Annotated in this window: 16 protein-coding genes; 3 read left to right on the forward strand and 13 right to left on the reverse strand. The window is 68.1% G+C overall.

Annotated elements, in window-relative coordinates; translation table 11 throughout:
* Positions 1–126: 126 nt before the first annotated feature.
* Both HUG10_RS15205 and HUG10_RS15210 read left to right on the forward strand, forming a co-directional pair.
* Positions 127–321 carry a hypothetical protein gene (locus HUG10_RS15205; RefSeq protein ID WP_179170378.1) on the forward strand — a complete coding sequence of 65 codons (195 nt, stop codon included), beginning with the start codon at positions 127–129 and terminating at the stop codon, positions 319–321.
* A gap of 136 nt (positions 322–457) precedes the next feature.
* Positions 458–1,900, forward strand: coding sequence for an FAD-binding oxidoreductase (locus HUG10_RS15210; RefSeq protein WP_179170379.1), 1,443 nt, complete (start codon positions 458–460; stop codon positions 1,898–1,900).
* A 53-nt stretch (positions 1,901–1,953) separates the two neighbouring features.
* Here HUG10_RS15210 and HUG10_RS15215 read toward each other — a convergent pair whose 3' ends face one another.
* From HUG10_RS15215 to HUG10_RS15260, 10 genes are all read right to left on the reverse strand, one after another.
* Positions 1,954–2,559: a metal-dependent hydrolase gene (locus HUG10_RS15215; protein WP_179170380.1), complete on the reverse strand. Its 606-nt coding sequence runs from the start codon at positions 2,557–2,559 to the stop codon at positions 1,954–1,956.
* Between the two features lie 104 nt (positions 2,560–2,663).
* Positions 2,664–3,557 carry a universal stress protein gene (locus HUG10_RS15220; RefSeq protein WP_179170381.1) on the reverse strand — a complete coding sequence of 298 codons (894 nt, stop codon included), beginning with the start codon at positions 3,555–3,557 and terminating at the stop codon, positions 2,664–2,666.
* 149 nt (positions 3,558–3,706) lie between these two features.
* Complete coding sequence (locus HUG10_RS15225) at positions 3,707–4,570, reverse strand: D-glucuronyl C5-epimerase family protein (protein WP_179170382.1); 864 nt, start codon at positions 4,568–4,570, stop codon at positions 3,707–3,709.
* Between the two features lie 366 nt (positions 4,571–4,936).
* Positions 4,937–5,434: a helix-turn-helix transcriptional regulator gene (locus HUG10_RS15230; protein ID WP_179170383.1), complete on the reverse strand. Its 498-nt coding sequence runs from the start codon at positions 5,432–5,434 to the stop codon at positions 4,937–4,939.
* A 333-nt stretch (positions 5,435–5,767) separates the two neighbouring features.
* A complete protein-coding gene (locus HUG10_RS15235) occupies positions 5,768–6,004 on the reverse strand; it encodes a hypothetical protein (RefSeq protein ID WP_179170384.1) in 237 nt (78 codons plus the stop codon).
* Positions 6,005–6,223, reverse strand: coding sequence for a hypothetical protein (locus HUG10_RS15240; RefSeq protein WP_179170385.1), 219 nt, complete (start codon positions 6,221–6,223; stop codon positions 6,005–6,007).
* A 122-nt stretch (positions 6,224–6,345) separates the two neighbouring features.
* A complete protein-coding gene (locus tag HUG10_RS15245) occupies positions 6,346–6,828 on the reverse strand; it encodes an Lrp/AsnC family transcriptional regulator (RefSeq protein WP_179170386.1) in 483 nt (160 codons plus the stop codon).
* A 103-nt stretch (positions 6,829–6,931) separates the two neighbouring features.
* Entirely contained in the window at positions 6,932–7,384 is a 453-nt protein-coding gene (locus tag HUG10_RS15250) for a response regulator (RefSeq protein ID WP_179170387.1), read from the reverse strand.
* Positions 7,385–7,523: 139 nt separating this feature from the next.
* The gene (locus HUG10_RS15255; RefSeq protein WP_179170388.1) at positions 7,524–8,594 is read right to left on the reverse strand and encodes a phosphotransacetylase family protein; all 1,071 of its coding nucleotides are present in this window, start codon (positions 8,592–8,594) and stop codon (positions 7,524–7,526) included.
* Complete coding sequence (locus tag HUG10_RS15260) at positions 8,591–10,702, reverse strand: acetate--CoA ligase family protein (protein ID WP_179170389.1); 2,112 nt, start codon at positions 10,700–10,702, stop codon at positions 8,591–8,593. Before HUG10_RS15260 ends, HUG10_RS15255 begins: the two co-directional genes overlap by 4 nt.
* Before the next feature lie 362 nt (positions 10,703–11,064).
* Between HUG10_RS15260 and HUG10_RS15265 the strand changes: the two genes are divergently transcribed.
* Complete coding sequence (locus HUG10_RS15265) at positions 11,065–11,778, forward strand: HalOD1 output domain-containing protein (protein ID WP_179170390.1); 714 nt, start codon at positions 11,065–11,067, stop codon at positions 11,776–11,778.
* Between the two features lie 16 nt (positions 11,779–11,794).
* Here HUG10_RS15265 and HUG10_RS15270 read toward each other — a convergent pair whose 3' ends face one another.
* From HUG10_RS15270 to HUG10_RS15280, 3 genes are all read right to left on the reverse strand, one after another.
* Positions 11,795–12,523, reverse strand: coding sequence for a universal stress protein (locus HUG10_RS15270; RefSeq protein ID WP_179170391.1), 729 nt, complete (start codon positions 12,521–12,523; stop codon positions 11,795–11,797).
* Positions 12,520–13,956, reverse strand: coding sequence for an APC family permease (locus HUG10_RS15275; protein WP_179170392.1), 1,437 nt, complete (start codon positions 13,954–13,956; stop codon positions 12,520–12,522). The genes HUG10_RS15270 and HUG10_RS15275 overlap by 4 nt, the downstream gene beginning before the upstream one ends.
* A 673-nt stretch (positions 13,957–14,629) precedes the next feature.
* Positions 14,630–15,736: a Gfo/Idh/MocA family protein gene (locus HUG10_RS15280; RefSeq protein ID WP_179170393.1), complete on the reverse strand. Its 1,107-nt coding sequence runs from the start codon at positions 15,734–15,736 to the stop codon at positions 14,630–14,632.
* Positions 15,737–15,771: the final 35 nt, after the last annotated feature.

Genomic DNA, 15,771 nt, shown 5'->3' on the forward strand with positions numbered 1-15,771 from the left:
ACGTTGGGCCGGTTAGGGGGCGCATTCGACCCCGAGATCCGGCGACACGCTTCGCCCGGGGCGACTGCTCGACGTTCCCGCGGGTGCCGGCAACACCCCTATATCGGGCAGGACACAACACCGAACGTGCCCCGAATCGTACAGGCCGTCGCGTTCTTCGCGCTCCTGGCGGTAGGCTACCTCGCCGTCGCCCCCGTCCGGGGAGGGGCCGAACTGCTCGGCGTCCTCCTGAGCGGGGCGATCATCGCGGCCACGATCGTCTACGTGCTCCCGTGGGTCTTCGGCCTGGAGACCAGGCCGGCCCGCGACAAGCGGACGTAGTCCACTCCCGTCGCTGGCGTCGGCCACGTCGAACGCCACGAAATCGGACGGTCGCTCGGCGGTGACGCGGACGCCGACGACCGCCGTATTCGACCCCGCACAACCTTCAACAGGATTCGAGGCGAACCTCCGTGACATGCGCGGTTCGAAGCACCACTCCGGAGTCGGCTCGCTCCGGGAGATCCCGGAGGAGGAGGTTCGCGCGTTCAGGAAGCGGATGGCCGGGACGGTGTTCACACACGACGACGAGGGGTACCACGACGCGCGGCAGGTGTGGAACGGGTTGATCAACCATTACCCGGCCGTCGTGGCGCGGTGTTCGGGGGTCGCCGACGTCGTCGAGGCGGTCGACTTCGCCCGCGAGCACGACCTCCCGGTGTCGATCCGCGGCGGCGGCCACAACGTCGCCGGGACGGCCGTCGTCGACGGCGGCCTGGTCGTCGACCTCTCGGAGCGGAAGGGGATACACGTGGACCCGGACGCCCGACGCGCGCGTGTCGAACCCGGCGTCACCCTCGGCGAACTCACCCGCGAGACGCAGGTGTTCGGGCTCGCGGTGCCGGGCGGTATGGCCGCGGACACGGGCGTCGCGGGGTCGACGCTCGGCGGCGGACTCGGCTGGATCCGCCGGAAGTACGGGCTCGGCATCGACAGCCTCCGCTCCGTGGACGTCGTCCTCGCCGACGGGTCGTTCGTCCGGGCGAGCCCGTCCGACCACGGGGACCTGTTCTGGGCGATCCGTGGCGCGGGCGGACAGTTCGGCGCCGTGACGTCGTTCGAGTTCGACCTCCACCCCGTCGGCCCGGAGATCGCGAGCGCCATGGTGTACTACCCCGGCGACAACTCCCGCGAGGTCCTGCGCGCCTATCGGGAGTACACGGAGTCGTGCCCCGACGAGGTGACGACGCTCGCGTTCCACAGTTTCGCACCCGGGGGCGACGGTGTCCCAGAATCCGCCCGCGGCGAGCCTGCGCTCGGGATCATGGCCTGTCACGTCGGACCGGTCGAGGAGGGGGAGCGGGTCCTCCGGCCCCTCCGGGAGCTCGGCGACCCGCTCGTCGACTACAGCGGCCCCACGACGTACGCCGACATCCACGACTCGGAGGGCGCCTACCCCCACGGGCGGAACTACTACTGGAAGTCCATGTACCTGGACGAACTGGGCGACGACTGCATCGACCTGCTCGTCGAACGGGCGTCGGTCGCGCCGTCCCACCACTCGAGCGTGACCCTCTGGCAACTCGGCGGGGAGATGAACCGGGTCGACGCCGACGACACCGCCTTCCCCCACCGCGACGCCGCCTTCATGCTGAGCGTCGAGGCGACGTGGGACGACCCCCACACGTCGAGCCAGAACCTCGACTGGGCGCGGGAGACGTGGGAACACCTCTGGGAGCAGTCGGACCGGTCCCTCTACGTGAACTTCCCCGGACTCGCGGCGGACCGGACGGACCTGATGCGCGCCGCGTTCGGGGACCACTACGAGCGGCTGGCCGAACTCAAGGCCGAGTACGACCCCACGACCCTCTTTCGGTCACACAACGGTCTCTCGCTCGCGGGCGGGACGACCGGCGAATGACGACCGCCACCGGCCTCGCCCCGTTCGAGCGTGGACGACCCCGGCTCGAACGCTCAGCCGTGGTAGCGCTCCGGAACGTACCGCCGAACGCGGACGGGAACGAACGGGACCAGCTGCGCAGCGAGCCCGGCGAGCGGCTTCCGAACGGCGACGTAGAGCGCGGAGACGCCGAGTAACAGCGCGACCGCGGGCGTGACGTACGCGACGTCGGCGAACGCGACCAGCACCGGGCCCGCCGCGACGAACGCGAGGAGCAGGTCCTCGGGCGAGCCGTCGTAGCGGACGAGCCGGCGCGGACGACGCCAGCGTCCGCGGAAGTGGTCGTACACCGCGCGGTCGGAACCGCCCTCCCACGGCCGGAGCTCCAGGCCGCCCCCGAAGACGTCCATGCGGACGTGGACGGCCGCGGCAAGCAGGAAGACGGCGAGGAACGCCGTCGCCTCGCCGGGAATCGCCGCCGCCGCGCCGACCGCGAGGGCGGCCGCGGCCGGCCCGTAGACCGGGTAGTGGAGCGTCTTCCGGTGGCCGGCGTAGAGGTCGGCGTCGGGCGCGAAGCCGCCGAGGGCGCCCGCGAGGAGGGCGGCGGGCGCGAGTTCCGGCGCGACGAGGGCGACCGGAACCGCGAGGAGCATTCCGGTCAGCACGTGGGTCGTCGCCATCACTGTGACCACCTGTACGCAACAGGTCGACTATATGCCTGTCGACTGGGACCCTCGGCGGCCGCAACGCGGGTATCCGCTCGGGAATCGCCGCCGTGGTCCAGTCAGGAGGACTCGGACGTCATCCCCGGTTCGGTCCCGGATTCGGGAACTCGGACGGTCAGCACCGGCACGGACGACGTGCGGAGGACGCGCTCGGTCACGCTGCCGAGGAGGTACCGTTCGACACCCTCCCGGCCGTGGGTCCCCATCGCCACCAGGTCCACGTCGTGCTCCACGGCGTACCGCACGATCTCCGCCGCGGCGGACCCGTGAGCGACCGACGTCCCGACCGACGAGACGCCGGCCGCCCTCGCCCGCTCCTCGAGGTCGTCGACGGCGGTTCGGGCGCGTTCCTCCAGCTGCTCGTGGAACACGGTCGAGCGGACGTCGACCCCGAGCGCGGTCGTGGTCACGACCGAGAGCGCGTCGAGGCGGGCGTCGAACGCCGTCGACAGCGCCGTAGCCGGGTCGAGCGCGGCGGCCGCACTCGGGCTCCCGTCGGTCGGGACGAGCACGGTCCGGTACGGCGAGAACTCGGCCCCCGCCCCGCCCGGCGGGACCGTCAACACCGGGACGTCCGAGCGTCTGATGACGCCCTCGGCGACGCTTCCGAGGAGGAACTTCCGCATCCCCGTCCGCCCGTGGCTCCCCAGCACGACGAGGTCGATCCCCCGGCCGTGGGCGTGGTCGACGATGACATCGCGCGGGATCTCAGTCTCGACCCGAGAGGACGTGTCGATACCGTCCCCCTCCAGTTCGTCGGCGACCGACTCGACGAGGCGTTCGCCGGCCGCGACCAGCTCGTCGGCGGCGTCCGCGTTGTCGAGTATCCGTTCGTCGACGACGTGGAGGACGTGGATCGTGCTCCCGAACGCTTCGGCGATACCGCCGGCGTGCGCGATCGCGGCACGGTTGTTCTCGCTCCCGTCGACGGGGAGCAGTATCTCGTCGAACATCCGTTACGCGGTCGTTCGGTCCCGCAGGTAATCAACTGTCGGCCCGCTCGGGTCGTCGCGTTGGCGAGGCGCTCGCGGTGAGGCGGGTCGGCCGGGACGCGTCCTGAGGTGGCCGTCGTCGGGACGTCCGAGGAGCCCCGAGTCGGTTCCTAGGGCGCGTGATCGGATCTGAACGTCTCGGCCACCTCGTGGAACCGGTCGTGGCCCGTCATGTCATACAGCGCCTCCAGCTGTCCGATGTGGATGGAGTGGTACTTGTCGATCTGTCCCTCGTGTTCGAGACAGTAGTAGCTCAGGCCGCCGGGGACCCGGAACTCCTCGATCCGGTCGCTGATCGTCGTGAGCGCGGCGAGCAGCCACGTCTCCACGTCCTCCCGTCCGCTGTGGCACCAGTACTCGTAGAGCCCGTAGATCCCGAACATCTTCCCGTTCAGCGTGTGCGCCGGCACCTCGCTCGGGTACTCCTCGATCCAGTAGTGGCCGTCCTCGATCAGGGACACCCACGGTTTCGACCGCTCTGATCCCCCGGACGGGACGAGCGAGGCGAACGTGCGGTCCGCGAGGTCGCTGTACCGCTCGTCCCCCGTCTGTCGGTAGAGCCGCGTGAACGAACTCAAGAGTAGACCCTGAGCCATCCCCGAGTACCAGGGCGTCTCCATCAACAGATCGGGGTTTCCGTGGAGCTTGAAGTGGTACCCGTATGGGAAGTAGATCGCCTCGGCGGTGCTCCCCTCGGGGGTCCCATGTGCCGCCTCGACGAGCGTGTCCGTGACCCGCTCGGCGGCGTCCTCGAAGACGGGATCGTCGGAGGTGCGAACGTTCTCGGAGAGGTTCGTGAGGACGCGGGCGTTCTGGACGACCTGCAGCCCCGTGTTCCCCTCGTAGGTGTTCGTCCGCGCTTCCATCTCCTCGGCCTCCTCGGCGTTGTACGGGTACGCGTCCGACTCGGGCCACTCCTCGTAGGGGAGTTTCCTGAGTTCGATGTCCTCGGAGATCCGAACGGATTCGTGCACGTCGGTTCCCTCGGTCGTCGGTGACTGGCCGTCGGTTCCCCGGGTCGACGCCGACGGGGATCCGGTCGGGGTGTCGGAGGCGGTCGGACTGGTTTCACCGGAGAGACCCATACACCCGCTAGTCGCCGTCCCGGCACCGATCGACATTCCCGCGTGTTTCAGGAGGGTTCGTCGAGAGTAGTCCGTCATTACGTCCGCTCGGGAGAGGCGGCGCCGACGTGTTCATTATAGCCGTGATAAGTTCGCACGCCAACGGCAGAACGGTCGGCTTGTGTGGAACCCCATTGAGGACGTGACCCCGGGCGCTCGGTTGCTCACCAGTCGAGCGCCTCGCGTGTCCGGGGAGGTCTCAGACGGATCGAACGCTCACGCGTGGATGCGGACGTCGGCGGTGTCGGTCCTTGAGACGCTGCCCGCCGGGGCGTGCTCGGGGAGGTAGACGATGTTCTCCCTGCCGATCTGCACCCGAACGACCTGCTCGTCGTCCTCCATCTCCCGCAGGATGCGGCTCACCGTCGAACTCGACAGGCTGGTGAACTCGGTGAACTCCTTCTGGGGGAGCGAACCGCTCTGGTCCTCGATGAGTCGGGCGAAGAACTCGTCGTGGGAGATCCCCAGTTCCGTGACGAAGTGCCGCCGACTGCACAGCGCGCTCGGATCGTAGTCGCCGAGGGGGCTCTCGGACCCGGTCTCCCCCTCCTCGAACGACGAACGCTCCCCGAACGACGAACGATCCTCGGAAGACGCATCCTCCTCGGACGACTCCCGGGCCTCGACCGATTCCGTCGAGTCCCCCACCGACTCGATCCCCAGCGATGCCGTCCGGGACACCTTTTGCCAGATTCTGGTCAACGTAGACTCCATCTACTCTCACGGAGTGGCTGTTACCCGTAGTAGGTTGCTCCTAACCACTTAGGTCTGCCAACGAATGTCTCGCTAACGTGGGAACGAGGCGGTCTCCGCTTCGGCACCTCGCCCTGATACAGTTACTACTCGAAAAACGGCTCAACTCGACGGACGGACACTCCTCCCGACCGTCCCGACCCCGGTGGAACCGCGAACTGTAGGTTCGTTCGCCTCCCCGCCGGGAGGACCGGTCGGTCACGGTGGTCGTTCGCCCGATGGAAGGGTGTGGGAACCGATGGGAACGTGCGGGAAGTACACCATCCCGTTCTCAGCGGCTCGACGGTCGGGAACTCACTCGTCGGAGGGCTGGGTATCCTCGGCCGAAGCAGCCTCGTCTGCCGACTGCGCGTCGCTCCCCGAGGCAGTCGGTGCGGTCGGTTCGGCGGTCAACTGGTCGTCGGCCACGTCCGCCTTCACGATCTCGACTTCACACCCGCGGCCAGCGTGCTCGTTGAAGTACTCCTGCGCCTCCTCGATGCCGTCCACCATCCTGTCCTCCTTGCAGGTGTTGCACAGACACTGGTACATCTACTTCCCACCCGAGGGTTCGGTGACGGTTACGGCGCCGTTACCCCGAACTTCCACCTCCCGGCGGTGAGACGGAAACGACACGCGCGTCGCCTCGCCGGCGAGTCGGGAAGCGAGTTCGGTCACGCCCACGCTCTCGGCCTCGGCGATGGCAGCTGGGACCACGCCAGTGTCGTCCTCCACGGCGTCGTTCGATGGAACTCCCTCCTGTACGTTCATAGGCCACCCCTAGTTGGCATGGGACAAAAGAATTGTCTAAAAGTGACTTTCGAAGACAGTAACTGCATAAAAGTGCTTGAATATTCGAAGGATAAGGGGGAGAAATATATTCTTCGCCGGGGCTACTTCTCGCCGGAGACCATGTGTTCGCCGAAGTGGTTGAACGGGCGCCGATGGATCCGCCGCACGAGGCTCTCCCGCTCGATCGTGAGTCCCAGGGCGTCGATCTGCGAGGTGACCTCGTGGAGGCCGTCCGCGTGATCGGTCACGACCAGGATCTGGACGTTCTCGTGGGCGCTCAGCATCTCCTCGACGTCGACCACGTTGTGGAGTTCGAGCGCCTCCTCCGCGAGGTCGGACCGCTCCTGGACGGGGGCGGTGCAGGCGAACTTGACCCGCAACGGGAACCCGGCCTTCTCGTAGTTGATGAGCGGGACGTACCCCTCGATGATCCCCCGCTCCTCCAGTTTCTCGATGCGGTTGCGGATTGTCGTGTCGGAGACCGGGAGTTCGTCCTCCATGTCGACCGGCGAGATGTTGCGCGCGTCTTCTTGGAGCAGATGGAGGATCCCGAAGTCGAGTTCGTCGAGCGCGTCGGTGGACATGGCCGAAGTACGACCGTCGGAGTCAAAGGATTTTTCGACGGGAGGAAGTGACGGAGTAATTCGACGTCGGCTCCGACTCGCCGTCGAACGGGCCGGGGGACCGCTACTTCGAGGAGTCCCGGACGATGGTGAGCCAGAACGCCTCGATGGACTGGACGAAATCGACGAAGTCCTCGGACTCCACCGGTTTCTGGAGGTAGTGGTCGGCGTCGACCCCGTTCGACCTGACGATGTCCTCCTCGACCTCGGAACTCGTGAGCACGACCACTGGAATCTCGCTGAACTTCGGGTCCCCCCGTAGCCTTGCCAGCACGTCCTCGCCGCTCGTCCCCGGCAACTTGAAGTTGAGCAGGATGATGTCCGGCTGGGGTACGGATTCGTACTCGCCCCGCTGATGGAGGAACTCGAGTGCCGACTCGCCGTCCCCGACGGCGTAGATCTGGTTCGTGATGCTCCCGTCCTTGAAGGACTCCGTGAACAGGCGGGTATCCCCCGGATTAGGTTCGACCAACAGAATGTCGATCGGTTTCACCCGACCATCTTCGACGCTATCCATGTTCGCCCATATAGATGGGTTAGAATAAGTACGATGTATTCCGGCGTGAAAAGTCACCCTCCCTTACCACTCCCGGGGTTCCACGGACCGGAGGGAGCCGATCTGATCGGCGTGGAATCCGCGATTTCCGGACCTCGACTCACTCCTCGTCCCCGCCGAGGAGTCGCTCCGTGTCGACCTGATCCGCGAGCAGGTTCTGCATGACGTCGATAGTGTGCTCGTCGCGCGTCCGCCCGTTGTGGACCACGTCCTCGGCGCGCTCGACCGTGGTCAGCGTGTCGCCCGATACCAGCAGGATCGGGACGCCGGCCGACTCCGCAGCGCCGAGCACCGACCCCGGCGGACGGTGTCCGCCCGTGAGCACCAGGCAGTTCACGCTGCCCGCCTCGATGGCGGCGGTGTGGATGTCGGCGCGGTCGCCGCCCGTGATGACCGCGGCGTCGCGGCTCCGGCGGAAGTAGCGCAGCGCCTCCTCCCCGCCCATCGCGCCGACGAGGAACCGCTCGACGACCGCGTCGGTGTCCCCGTCAGTAAGCAGTTCCGCGCCGAGTTCGTCCGCGAGCGTCTGGACGGTCACCCCGGCGAGGTCCGTCCGGCGAGGGACGATGCCGACCGTCTCGATGCCCCGCGAGCGCAGGAACGGAACGACGTCCGACTCCAGGGTGTCGTAGGCGGTGTCGCCGACCCGGTTGAACAGCACGCCCGCGAGCCGGTCGCCGACGTCCGCGGCCGCCGCGAGGACCTCGTCGACGTCGCCGGGCTCCTGGTACTCCGCGACGAGGAGGACCTCGGCGTCCAGCAGCTCCGCGACGTCGGGGTCGGTGAGGCCGACGACGCCGCCGGTCCGGACGTCGCCGCCTCCCTCGACGAGCATCAGGTCCCGCCCCTCAGCGAGGCCGTCGAACGCCTCCCGGACGCGCTCGGCGAGCGCGTCGGGGTCCTCGCGCCCGCGGACCGCCCCCTCGATGAAGGTCGGCGAGTAGACGACCGGCTCCATCTCGTGGGTCTCGGCGCCGGTGTCGAGCACCTCCCGGGCCAGCATGGGGTCCTCGTCGAGCGTCTTGCCGACGACGCTCCGAAGGCGCGTCCCCTTCGGTTTCATGTAACCGACCGATAGCCCGCGCTCGGCCGCGATACGACCGAGCGCGAGAACGATGGCGGTCTTGCCGATGCTCTCTCGGGTCGAGGTGACGAGTAGCGTTCGTGTCATGGGAGTTCCTCCGGGTTCACGGTCAGCCGCAGGTCGACGGCCTGGACGCCCTCGGGTGTCGCGACCAGCGGGTTGACGTCGAGTTCGACGATGGCGGGGAAGTCGGCGACGAGCTGGGAGAGCCGCCCGATGGCGTCGACGACGGCGTCGAGGTCGACCGGGTCGCGACCCCTCGCGCCCCGGAGCAACGGCGCGGCGTCGATCTCGCCGGTCATCTCGCGGGCGTCGGCGGCCGCGACCGGCGCCAGCCTGAACGTCGCGTCCTCGAGCACCTCGACGAAGATCCCGCCGAGCCCGAACAGCACGAGCGGGCCGAACTGCGGGTCGCGGTGGCTGCCGACGATGGTCTCGACCCCGGCGTCGACGTCGATCAGCTCCTGGACCTGCACGCCGAGCAGCCGGGCGTCGGGCTGGTAGTTACGGGCGCGGGCGACGAGATCCTCGTAGGCGTCGGCGACGTCGCCCGGCTCGACGCCGACCTTCACGCCGCCGATGTCCGACTTGTGGACGATGTCCGGGCTGACGATCTTCATGACGACGGGGCCGCCGATCCGCTCCGCCAGCTCGCGGGCGTCTGCGGGGTCGTCGACCACCTCGCCGACGGGCGTCGGGATGCCGTACGCGTCGAGCACGTCCATCGCCTCGACGCCGAGCTGGTTGTCCTCCCGCTCCCGGACCGCCGCGAGCGTCTCGCGGACGCGGTCGCGGTCGACGTCGAACCGCTCGGGTTCGCGGCGTTCGCGCCCGCTGATCGCCCGGTGCTCGGCCAGCGTGTCGAGCCCGGAGACCGCACGGGCCGGGTCGAAGTACGTCGGAACGTGCGCGTCCCGGAGCGTCTCGCGGGCCTCGGCCAGTCGCGGGCCGCCCATCAGGCTCACGGCGACGGGCACGTCGTGTTCGGCGCCGAGGTCGACCACGGCGTCCGCGAGCGCCCCGAAGTCGAGCGTGGCAGTCGGGGCGACGATGACGACGCCGGCGCCGACGCCCGGATCCGAGAGCGTCGCGTCGAGCGCGGCCTCGAAGCGTCCGACGTCGGCGTCGCCGACGACGTCGACGGGATTGTAGCGGTTCGCCTCGTCCGGGAGCGCCTCGCCGAGGGTCCCGATGGTGTCGTCGGTGAACGAGGCTAGCGAGAGCCGGTCGGCGTCGCCGACCGCGTCGGTCGCCATGACGCCCGGCCCGCCGGCGTTCGTGACCACCGCGACGCCGTCGGTCGCGATGTCCTGGCCGCTCGCGAACGCCCGGGCCGCGTCGAACAGGTCCTGGACCGTCCCGGCGCGGATCACGCCGGCCTCTGCGAGTGCGGTCTCGTAGGCGCGGTCGCTCCCCGCGATGGCGCCGGTGTGGCTCGACGCGGCCTGTGCGCCGGCGTCGGTCCGGCCGGACTTCACCACGACGACGGGGGTGTCGTCGGTCACCTCGCGGGCCACCTCGACGAACGCGCGCCCGTCGCTGATGCTCTCGAGGTAGCCGACGATCACGTCCGTCTCCGGGTCGCCGCCCCACTCGCGGAGGAAGTCGGTCTCGTCGAGGACGGCCTTGTTGCCCAGCGAGACGACGTCGTTGAAGCCGAGGCCGGCCTCGCTCGCCCAGTCGACGACGGCGGTCACGAACGCCCCCGACTGGCTCATGAACGAGATGCTCCCCGGCGGCAGCGCGTCCGGCCCGAACGTCGCGTTCAGCCCGACGGGACTGCTCATGACGCCCAGGCTGTTCGGGCCGACGAGGTTCATCCCGTACGCCGCGGCGATCTCGCGGAGTTCGCGTTCGCGCGTCGCGCCCGTTGACCCGGTCTCGCCGAACCCGGCCGTGAGCACGACGACGTCGCGCACGCCGGCCTCACCGGTCTCCTCGAGGACGTCCGCGACCGCGGAGGACGGGACTGCGATCACCGCCAGGTCCGCGTCGGCGTCGGCGACGCTCGCGACGCACCGGACGCCGAGTACCGAGTCGCGGCCAGGGTTCACCGGGACGACCTCGCCCTCGAAGTCCGCGAGCAGGTTCGCCGTCACCGCGCGGCCGACCGACCCCTCGCGCTCGGTCGCGCCGACGACGGCGATCCGCTCGGGGGCGAACACCCCCGACAGATCGCGCCCCCGCTCAGTCATCGCCGGACTGAGACAGTGGTCGGTTCCCGGTCCGTCGGCCCGACGCGCACACTCGCTCCGGCGACATCGCTGTTTCTCTCGACATCGTGGAGTGGGCCGACGGTTGGTCCCCGTCTCACAAGAGTGTACGCCCCGCCCTCGCTGGGGGGGATACGTCGCGTGCGACAGGATCGACGGCTCCGTCGAAACGGCCGGTTGGATCGCGGCGAGGACGTCCGCGAGGGCGCCACAGCGAACTCGCTCCCACGGTTTCCACCTAGGTGTCCGATGGTGAATATCTTCGGAGGACCCCGACAAGTTACGACGCTTCGGGCACGAAATTTTGAGTGGCGTTTATCCCGATTCGAGGGGTGGTTCGGTACGTGCAGTATCGCTCACGACCGCTCCCCTGGAGGGATAGCTTTCCGATCCTCATCGGGTTGACGGCGCTCGCGTCCCTGGCCTACGTTCCGCTCGACTCCGGGACGGTCGTTTCGAACCTCCCCGAGATCGCCGTCCCGCTCGCGGCGTCGACCGCCCTCGTCGTGTTCTCCCTCCGGCTCCGGGACGGTGGCTTCGACGCCGATCAGGTCGAGAGCATCGTCAAGGCCGGCTGGATCGGAGCGCTGGTTTCGGCGTCGATCGGCGCCTGGTGGGTCGCCCTCCACCTGTTCCGCGGGGCGCCGATCGGCGGGCTGAACGACAAGATACTCACGCTGACGAGTTGCGCCGTCGCAGCGGGCGTGTTCATCGAGGGACACAACGCCCGGCAACGCCGGTCGCGGGCCGCCGCGGATCGCCAACGCGTCCTCGGGGAGACGACGTGGACGGGGACCCCCGGTCCGAACCCCATCCTCGTCACGATCGCCGAACAGCTCGGGGAGATCGACGGCGTCGACCCCGTCGAGCTGGACAGCCCGATCTACGACCACGTCGACCCCGACGTGTTCGAGTGCCTGGCAGCTCACGACGACTCCCAGTGGCAGCTGCGCTTCCAGACGGACGACTACGAGGTTCGGGTGAGCAGCTACGGGACGGTCACGGTGTACGAACGCGCCCGGACGGCCGACGGGGAACTCGTCGTCTCGGTCCGGTAGCCTGCCGACGCGCGACCTACTCCTCCCCCGTGGAGGACTCGCGCTGAACGACGAGCACCGGGCCGAGGAACCGCTCTGCGACCTGGTCGGCCGGCATCCCGAACACGAACGTCGCCAGGGACGGATCGGACTCGCCCATGACGACGGCGTCGAACTGGTCGGCCGCGTGGACGATCGCGTCGAGCGGACCCCGGTCGCGCTCGATCCGCGTCTCGATCGCCGGGGCGTCCATCCCGAGATCGGTCACCCGATCCGCCACCCCGTCGAGGAGCGTCCGGATGTCGTCGTCGGTCTCGTCCTCGTCGGCGACGTGGTACAGCGTCACGGAGACGTCCGTATCGCCGAACAGTCCGGCGACGACGCGGGCGAGCCGGTCGACCCCGACGGCGCCGCGGACGGCGACGAGCACGTCCTCGGGCGGGCCGGTCGCGTTCGGGACGAGCACGGCCAGGCAGCTCTCCTCCCTGATCGTCCGATCGATCGTCTTCTGCCCGTCGTGGGTGAACACGAGTCGACGCTCGGTGGTCGCCCCCGCGTCCGCGAGCATCGCCTCGTACTCGTCGAGCCGCTGGGTCGCGCGCTCCTCGAACTGCATGCGTGCCTGTCCCGGCGCGGTCTGTTCGGGAATGACGTGGTACCCAAGCAGGACGACGTGGGCGTTCGCGAGGAGTTCGGGCACCCCTTCCGGGATCGACTCCCCTTCGAGCACGCGGATCGGGACGAGTATCGACGGTCGGTCTGTCATTGTCTGATGGCTCCTTTGAGGGTCACGTCCCCAGCGTAGTATCGGTACCAGAGGTACGAAACTACCATGACCGCGACGCCGATGGCGATCGACGCGGGTTGCATGAACGCGATCAGGCCGAAACTTGCGAGTGCGCCGACGGCCGGTAACGCCGGATAGCCCGGCATCCGGTAGCTGGGGTCGTACCAGTCCGGGTCCCGCCGTCGCAACACGATCATCGCGACGCAGATCAGCCCGTACATGATCAGGTGGAGGAACGACGCGACCTCCGCGAGCAGTTCGACCTGGCCGGTCGCGACGAGGACGAGGATCGGGCCGCCGGCCGCGAGGAGTGCGACGTGGGGCGTCCCGTACCGGAGGTTGATCTCGCTCGCCCGCCGCGGGAGCAGGGCGTCGCGGCTCAGCGCGTACACCGCCCGCGAGGCGCTGAGTATCGACGCGTTCGCGCTCGAGAACGTCGCCAGCAGGCCGGCGACCAGGATCGCGACCGCGCCGGGCAGTCCGAGGAACTCGCGGGCGACCTCGACCATGGCCGTCTCCCCGAACGTCCCCAGCCGGTCCGCGCCGAACGCGCTCGTCGCGACGAAGATCGTCACGACGTAGAACGCGGTGACGACGAGGACCGAGCCGACCATCGCCAGCGGGAGGTTCCGGCTCGGCTGTTTGATCTCCCCCGCGACCGTCGCGACCTGGGCGAACCCCAGATACGAGGTGAAAACCAGCGCGGCGGTCGTCAGGACCGGGAAGTACCCCTGGGAGAAGAACGTCTCCGGGACGGCCCCTTCACCGAACACGCCGACCGCGTCGAGGACGCCGTACGAGAGGAAGGCCGTCAGGACCACGAGGAGGATGCCGACCACGCCGTTTTGCAGTTTTGCGGTGTTCTCCGTCCCGCCGATGCTCAGCGCCGTCAGCCCCGCGCCGAACAGCAGGCCGATCGCGATGACGGGATCGAACGAGAGCGCGATTCCGACCTCGGCGAAGACGGCGGTCGCGTAGTGGCCCAGGCCGACGAGGTAGAACGCCGAGGCGAACACGAGACCCAGCCACAAGCCGAGGCCGACGATCGCGCCGTAGGCCGTGCCCATCCCCCGCGAGATGAAGTAGTAGCCGCCGCCGCTCCGCGGCATCGCCGTCGCCAGTTCGGAGGTCGGGAGGGCCACCAGCAACGCAATCACGCCCCCGATCGCGAACGAGAGGGCGGCCGCTGGGCCGGCGTTCGAGGCCGCCAGGCCGGGGAAGACGAAGATCCCCGCGCCGATCATCGTGCCGATGCCGATCGCCAGCCCGCCGACGAGCCCGATGGTCCGCTCGAGTTCGACGTCGTCGTCGTGGACGGTGACGTCGTCGGTCACCGCGTCGGGCTCGTCCTCCGGGACCTCCCCGGCGACGTTCCGACCCGTCGTCTCTGCGGCGACACGCTGGTCGGCCATGGGGAACCGTTGGCTCAGCGCCCGGTTAAACTCGGTGCCTGAACCGACCTTCGTCACCGGGCTCCCACCCGTCCATCTCCGATGGCTCGTCGCTGGCTACTCCCCACACGTTCTCCGGCGTGTCGCTCCCCCGAAAAACTCCTCGACACGGGTACCGGCCTGCTCGGAGCATCGTCCCCTCAGCCAGCACTGATCTTCATCGGGTCGGTGTCCCACCACTGCCGTAATGAAGAGGAGATGTAATAAAAATCAGATACATATCACGAGAAGAATCCGGTAAAGTTCTTCGACGGAAATGAGGATCTAACAGGTTGAAGAAATATTAATATTAGGAAATAATAAACAGAATATGGGATATTGTGCCAGAAAAACCTCGACATCGGAAATTAATGGGTCGTAGTTACGACTCTTATACAAGTTTGATATTTTATATAAGGAGGTAGCTGACGGCCAAAGTGAATATACTGGGGGAGGAGTGAAACCTACCTCCAGCAGGTATCGATCGATATCGCGGAAGGGCCTCGGGACGACGGACTCGAAGTTCGTGGCGTTCCCCGTGTGGGTTCGAGCCCTTCAATCGCTTGGTTCCCGAACGAGGCAGCGGTTCGGGTCTCTCGACTCGCCCGATTCACGCGTCGGGGAATCGGTTCTCAACCGGGAACGTCCGGCGATTTCAGCCCTCGACTTCGACCCACTCGCCACGGTCGCCGGACTCGTAGGCCGCGTCGAGGACTCTGAGCAACTGGACCGCGTCGTCGACCGTCGCGGGCACGTCCCCCGTCTCGTAGCCCTCGAAGTACGCCTCGAAGTAGTCCTGGACGAAGTCACCCCAGGCCGGGAAGCGGTCGTAGGAGAACTCGAACTCGGTGGTCCGCGTCGGGGTGGCCGACCAGTTCGGGTCCTCCGACGTGAGTTCGAGCGGGACCGTCGGCTCGTGCTGGAGGGAGTCGTGGTGGACGGGCGTTCGGGCCTGCGCCTCGGTCCCGTAGATGCCGAGGTGCGTGTCCTTGCCCCGCTCGTTCAGGTAGTAGCCGGTGTGATAGGTCCCCAGCGTTCCGCCCTCGGTCTCGAACTGGAGGACCGCGCCGGCCTCGACGTCGACCTCGGCCGCGTCGTGGAATCGAGCGTTCACCCGGGCGATCGGATCGTCCAGCACCCACGGCATCATGTCGACCCAGTGCGGCCCGATCCACTGGAGGGCGCCGCCACGACTGGTCGCCTCGTCGTAGATGTAGTGGTCGGTGTTCCGGTAGGAGAGCTGGCTCGCGTTGAACCGGCCCTGGACGGTGGAGACGTCACCGAAGAAGCCGTCACGGACCTTCTCGCGGAGCTCCATCGTGATTGGGTTCTTCCGGTAGAACGTCGTCGGCGAGACGGTGACGCCCGCCTCGTTCGCCCGCTCCGCGACGGACTCCAGGTCGGCCGCGGTCCGCCCGATCGGCTTCTCGCTGATGACGTGGACGCCGTTGTCGACGGCGCTCCCGACGATCGACGGCGTCTCGTCGTTGCGGTACGTGATCCAGACGACGTCGATGTCCCCGTCGGCGACGAGGCGGTGCGGGTCCTCGTACACGGTCGCATCCGACACGAGGTCCGCGACCTCCTGTCCCTCGGTCGTGATCTCGTCCGGCCGATCGTCCATCGCGGCGAGGTTCCCGAGGTCGATCCGCCGACCCGGTTCACAGACGGCCGTGATCTCGAGGTCGAGCCCGCTCGCGATCGCGAAGTACGGATCGCGATGGTGGTGGTCCACGCCAACGTAGCCTATCTTCGCGCCCATATCGGGAATCCAGCGACCGAATACAAGAAGATACT

The organism is Halorarum halophilum (genome assembly GCF_013401515.1).
GTDB lineage: Archaea > Halobacteriota > Halobacteria > Halobacteriales > Haloferacaceae > Halorarum > Halorarum halophilum.

What these genes read in the sequence shown, in the direction of transcription:
- HUG10_RS15210 (WP_179170379.1), top strand. Translation starts at nt 458, where the DNA reads ATGCGCGGTTCGAAGCACCACTCCGGAGTCGGCTCGCTCCGGGAGATC.
- HUG10_RS15215 (WP_179170380.1), bottom strand. Translation starts at nt 2,559, where the DNA reads ATGGCGACGACCCACGTGCTGACCGGAATGCTCCTCGCGGTTCCGGTC.
- HUG10_RS15220 (WP_179170381.1), bottom strand. Translation starts at nt 3,557, where the DNA reads ATGTTCGACGAGATACTGCTCCCCGTCGACGGGAGCGAGAACAACCGT.
- HUG10_RS15230 (WP_179170383.1), bottom strand. Translation starts at nt 5,434, where the DNA reads ATGGAGTCTACGTTGACCAGAATCTGGCAAAAGGTGTCCCGGACGGCA.
- HUG10_RS15235 (WP_179170384.1), bottom strand. Translation starts at nt 6,004, where the DNA reads ATGTACCAGTGTCTGTGCAACACCTGCAAGGAGGACAGGATGGTGGAC.
- HUG10_RS15240 (WP_179170385.1), bottom strand. Translation starts at nt 6,223, where the DNA reads ATGAACGTACAGGAGGGAGTTCCATCGAACGACGCCGTGGAGGACGAC.
- HUG10_RS15245 (WP_179170386.1), bottom strand. Translation starts at nt 6,828, where the DNA reads ATGTCCACCGACGCGCTCGACGAACTCGACTTCGGGATCCTCCATCTG.
- HUG10_RS15250 (WP_179170387.1), bottom strand. Translation starts at nt 7,384, where the DNA reads ATGGATAGCGTCGAAGATGGTCGGGTGAAACCGATCGACATTCTGTTG.
- HUG10_RS15255 (WP_179170388.1), bottom strand. Translation starts at nt 8,594, where the DNA reads ATGACACGAACGCTACTCGTCACCTCGACCCGAGAGAGCATCGGCAAG.
- HUG10_RS15260 (WP_179170389.1), bottom strand. Translation starts at nt 10,702, where the DNA reads ATGACTGAGCGGGGGCGCGATCTGTCGGGGGTGTTCGCCCCCGAGCGG.
- HUG10_RS15270 (WP_179170391.1), bottom strand. Translation starts at nt 12,523, where the DNA reads ATGACAGACCGACCGTCGATACTCGTCCCGATCCGCGTGCTCGAAGGG.
- HUG10_RS15275 (WP_179170392.1), bottom strand. Translation starts at nt 13,956, where the DNA reads ATGGCCGACCAGCGTGTCGCCGCAGAGACGACGGGTCGGAACGTCGCC.
- HUG10_RS15280 (WP_179170393.1), bottom strand. Translation starts at nt 15,736, where the DNA reads ATGGGCGCGAAGATAGGCTACGTTGGCGTGGACCACCACCATCGCGAT.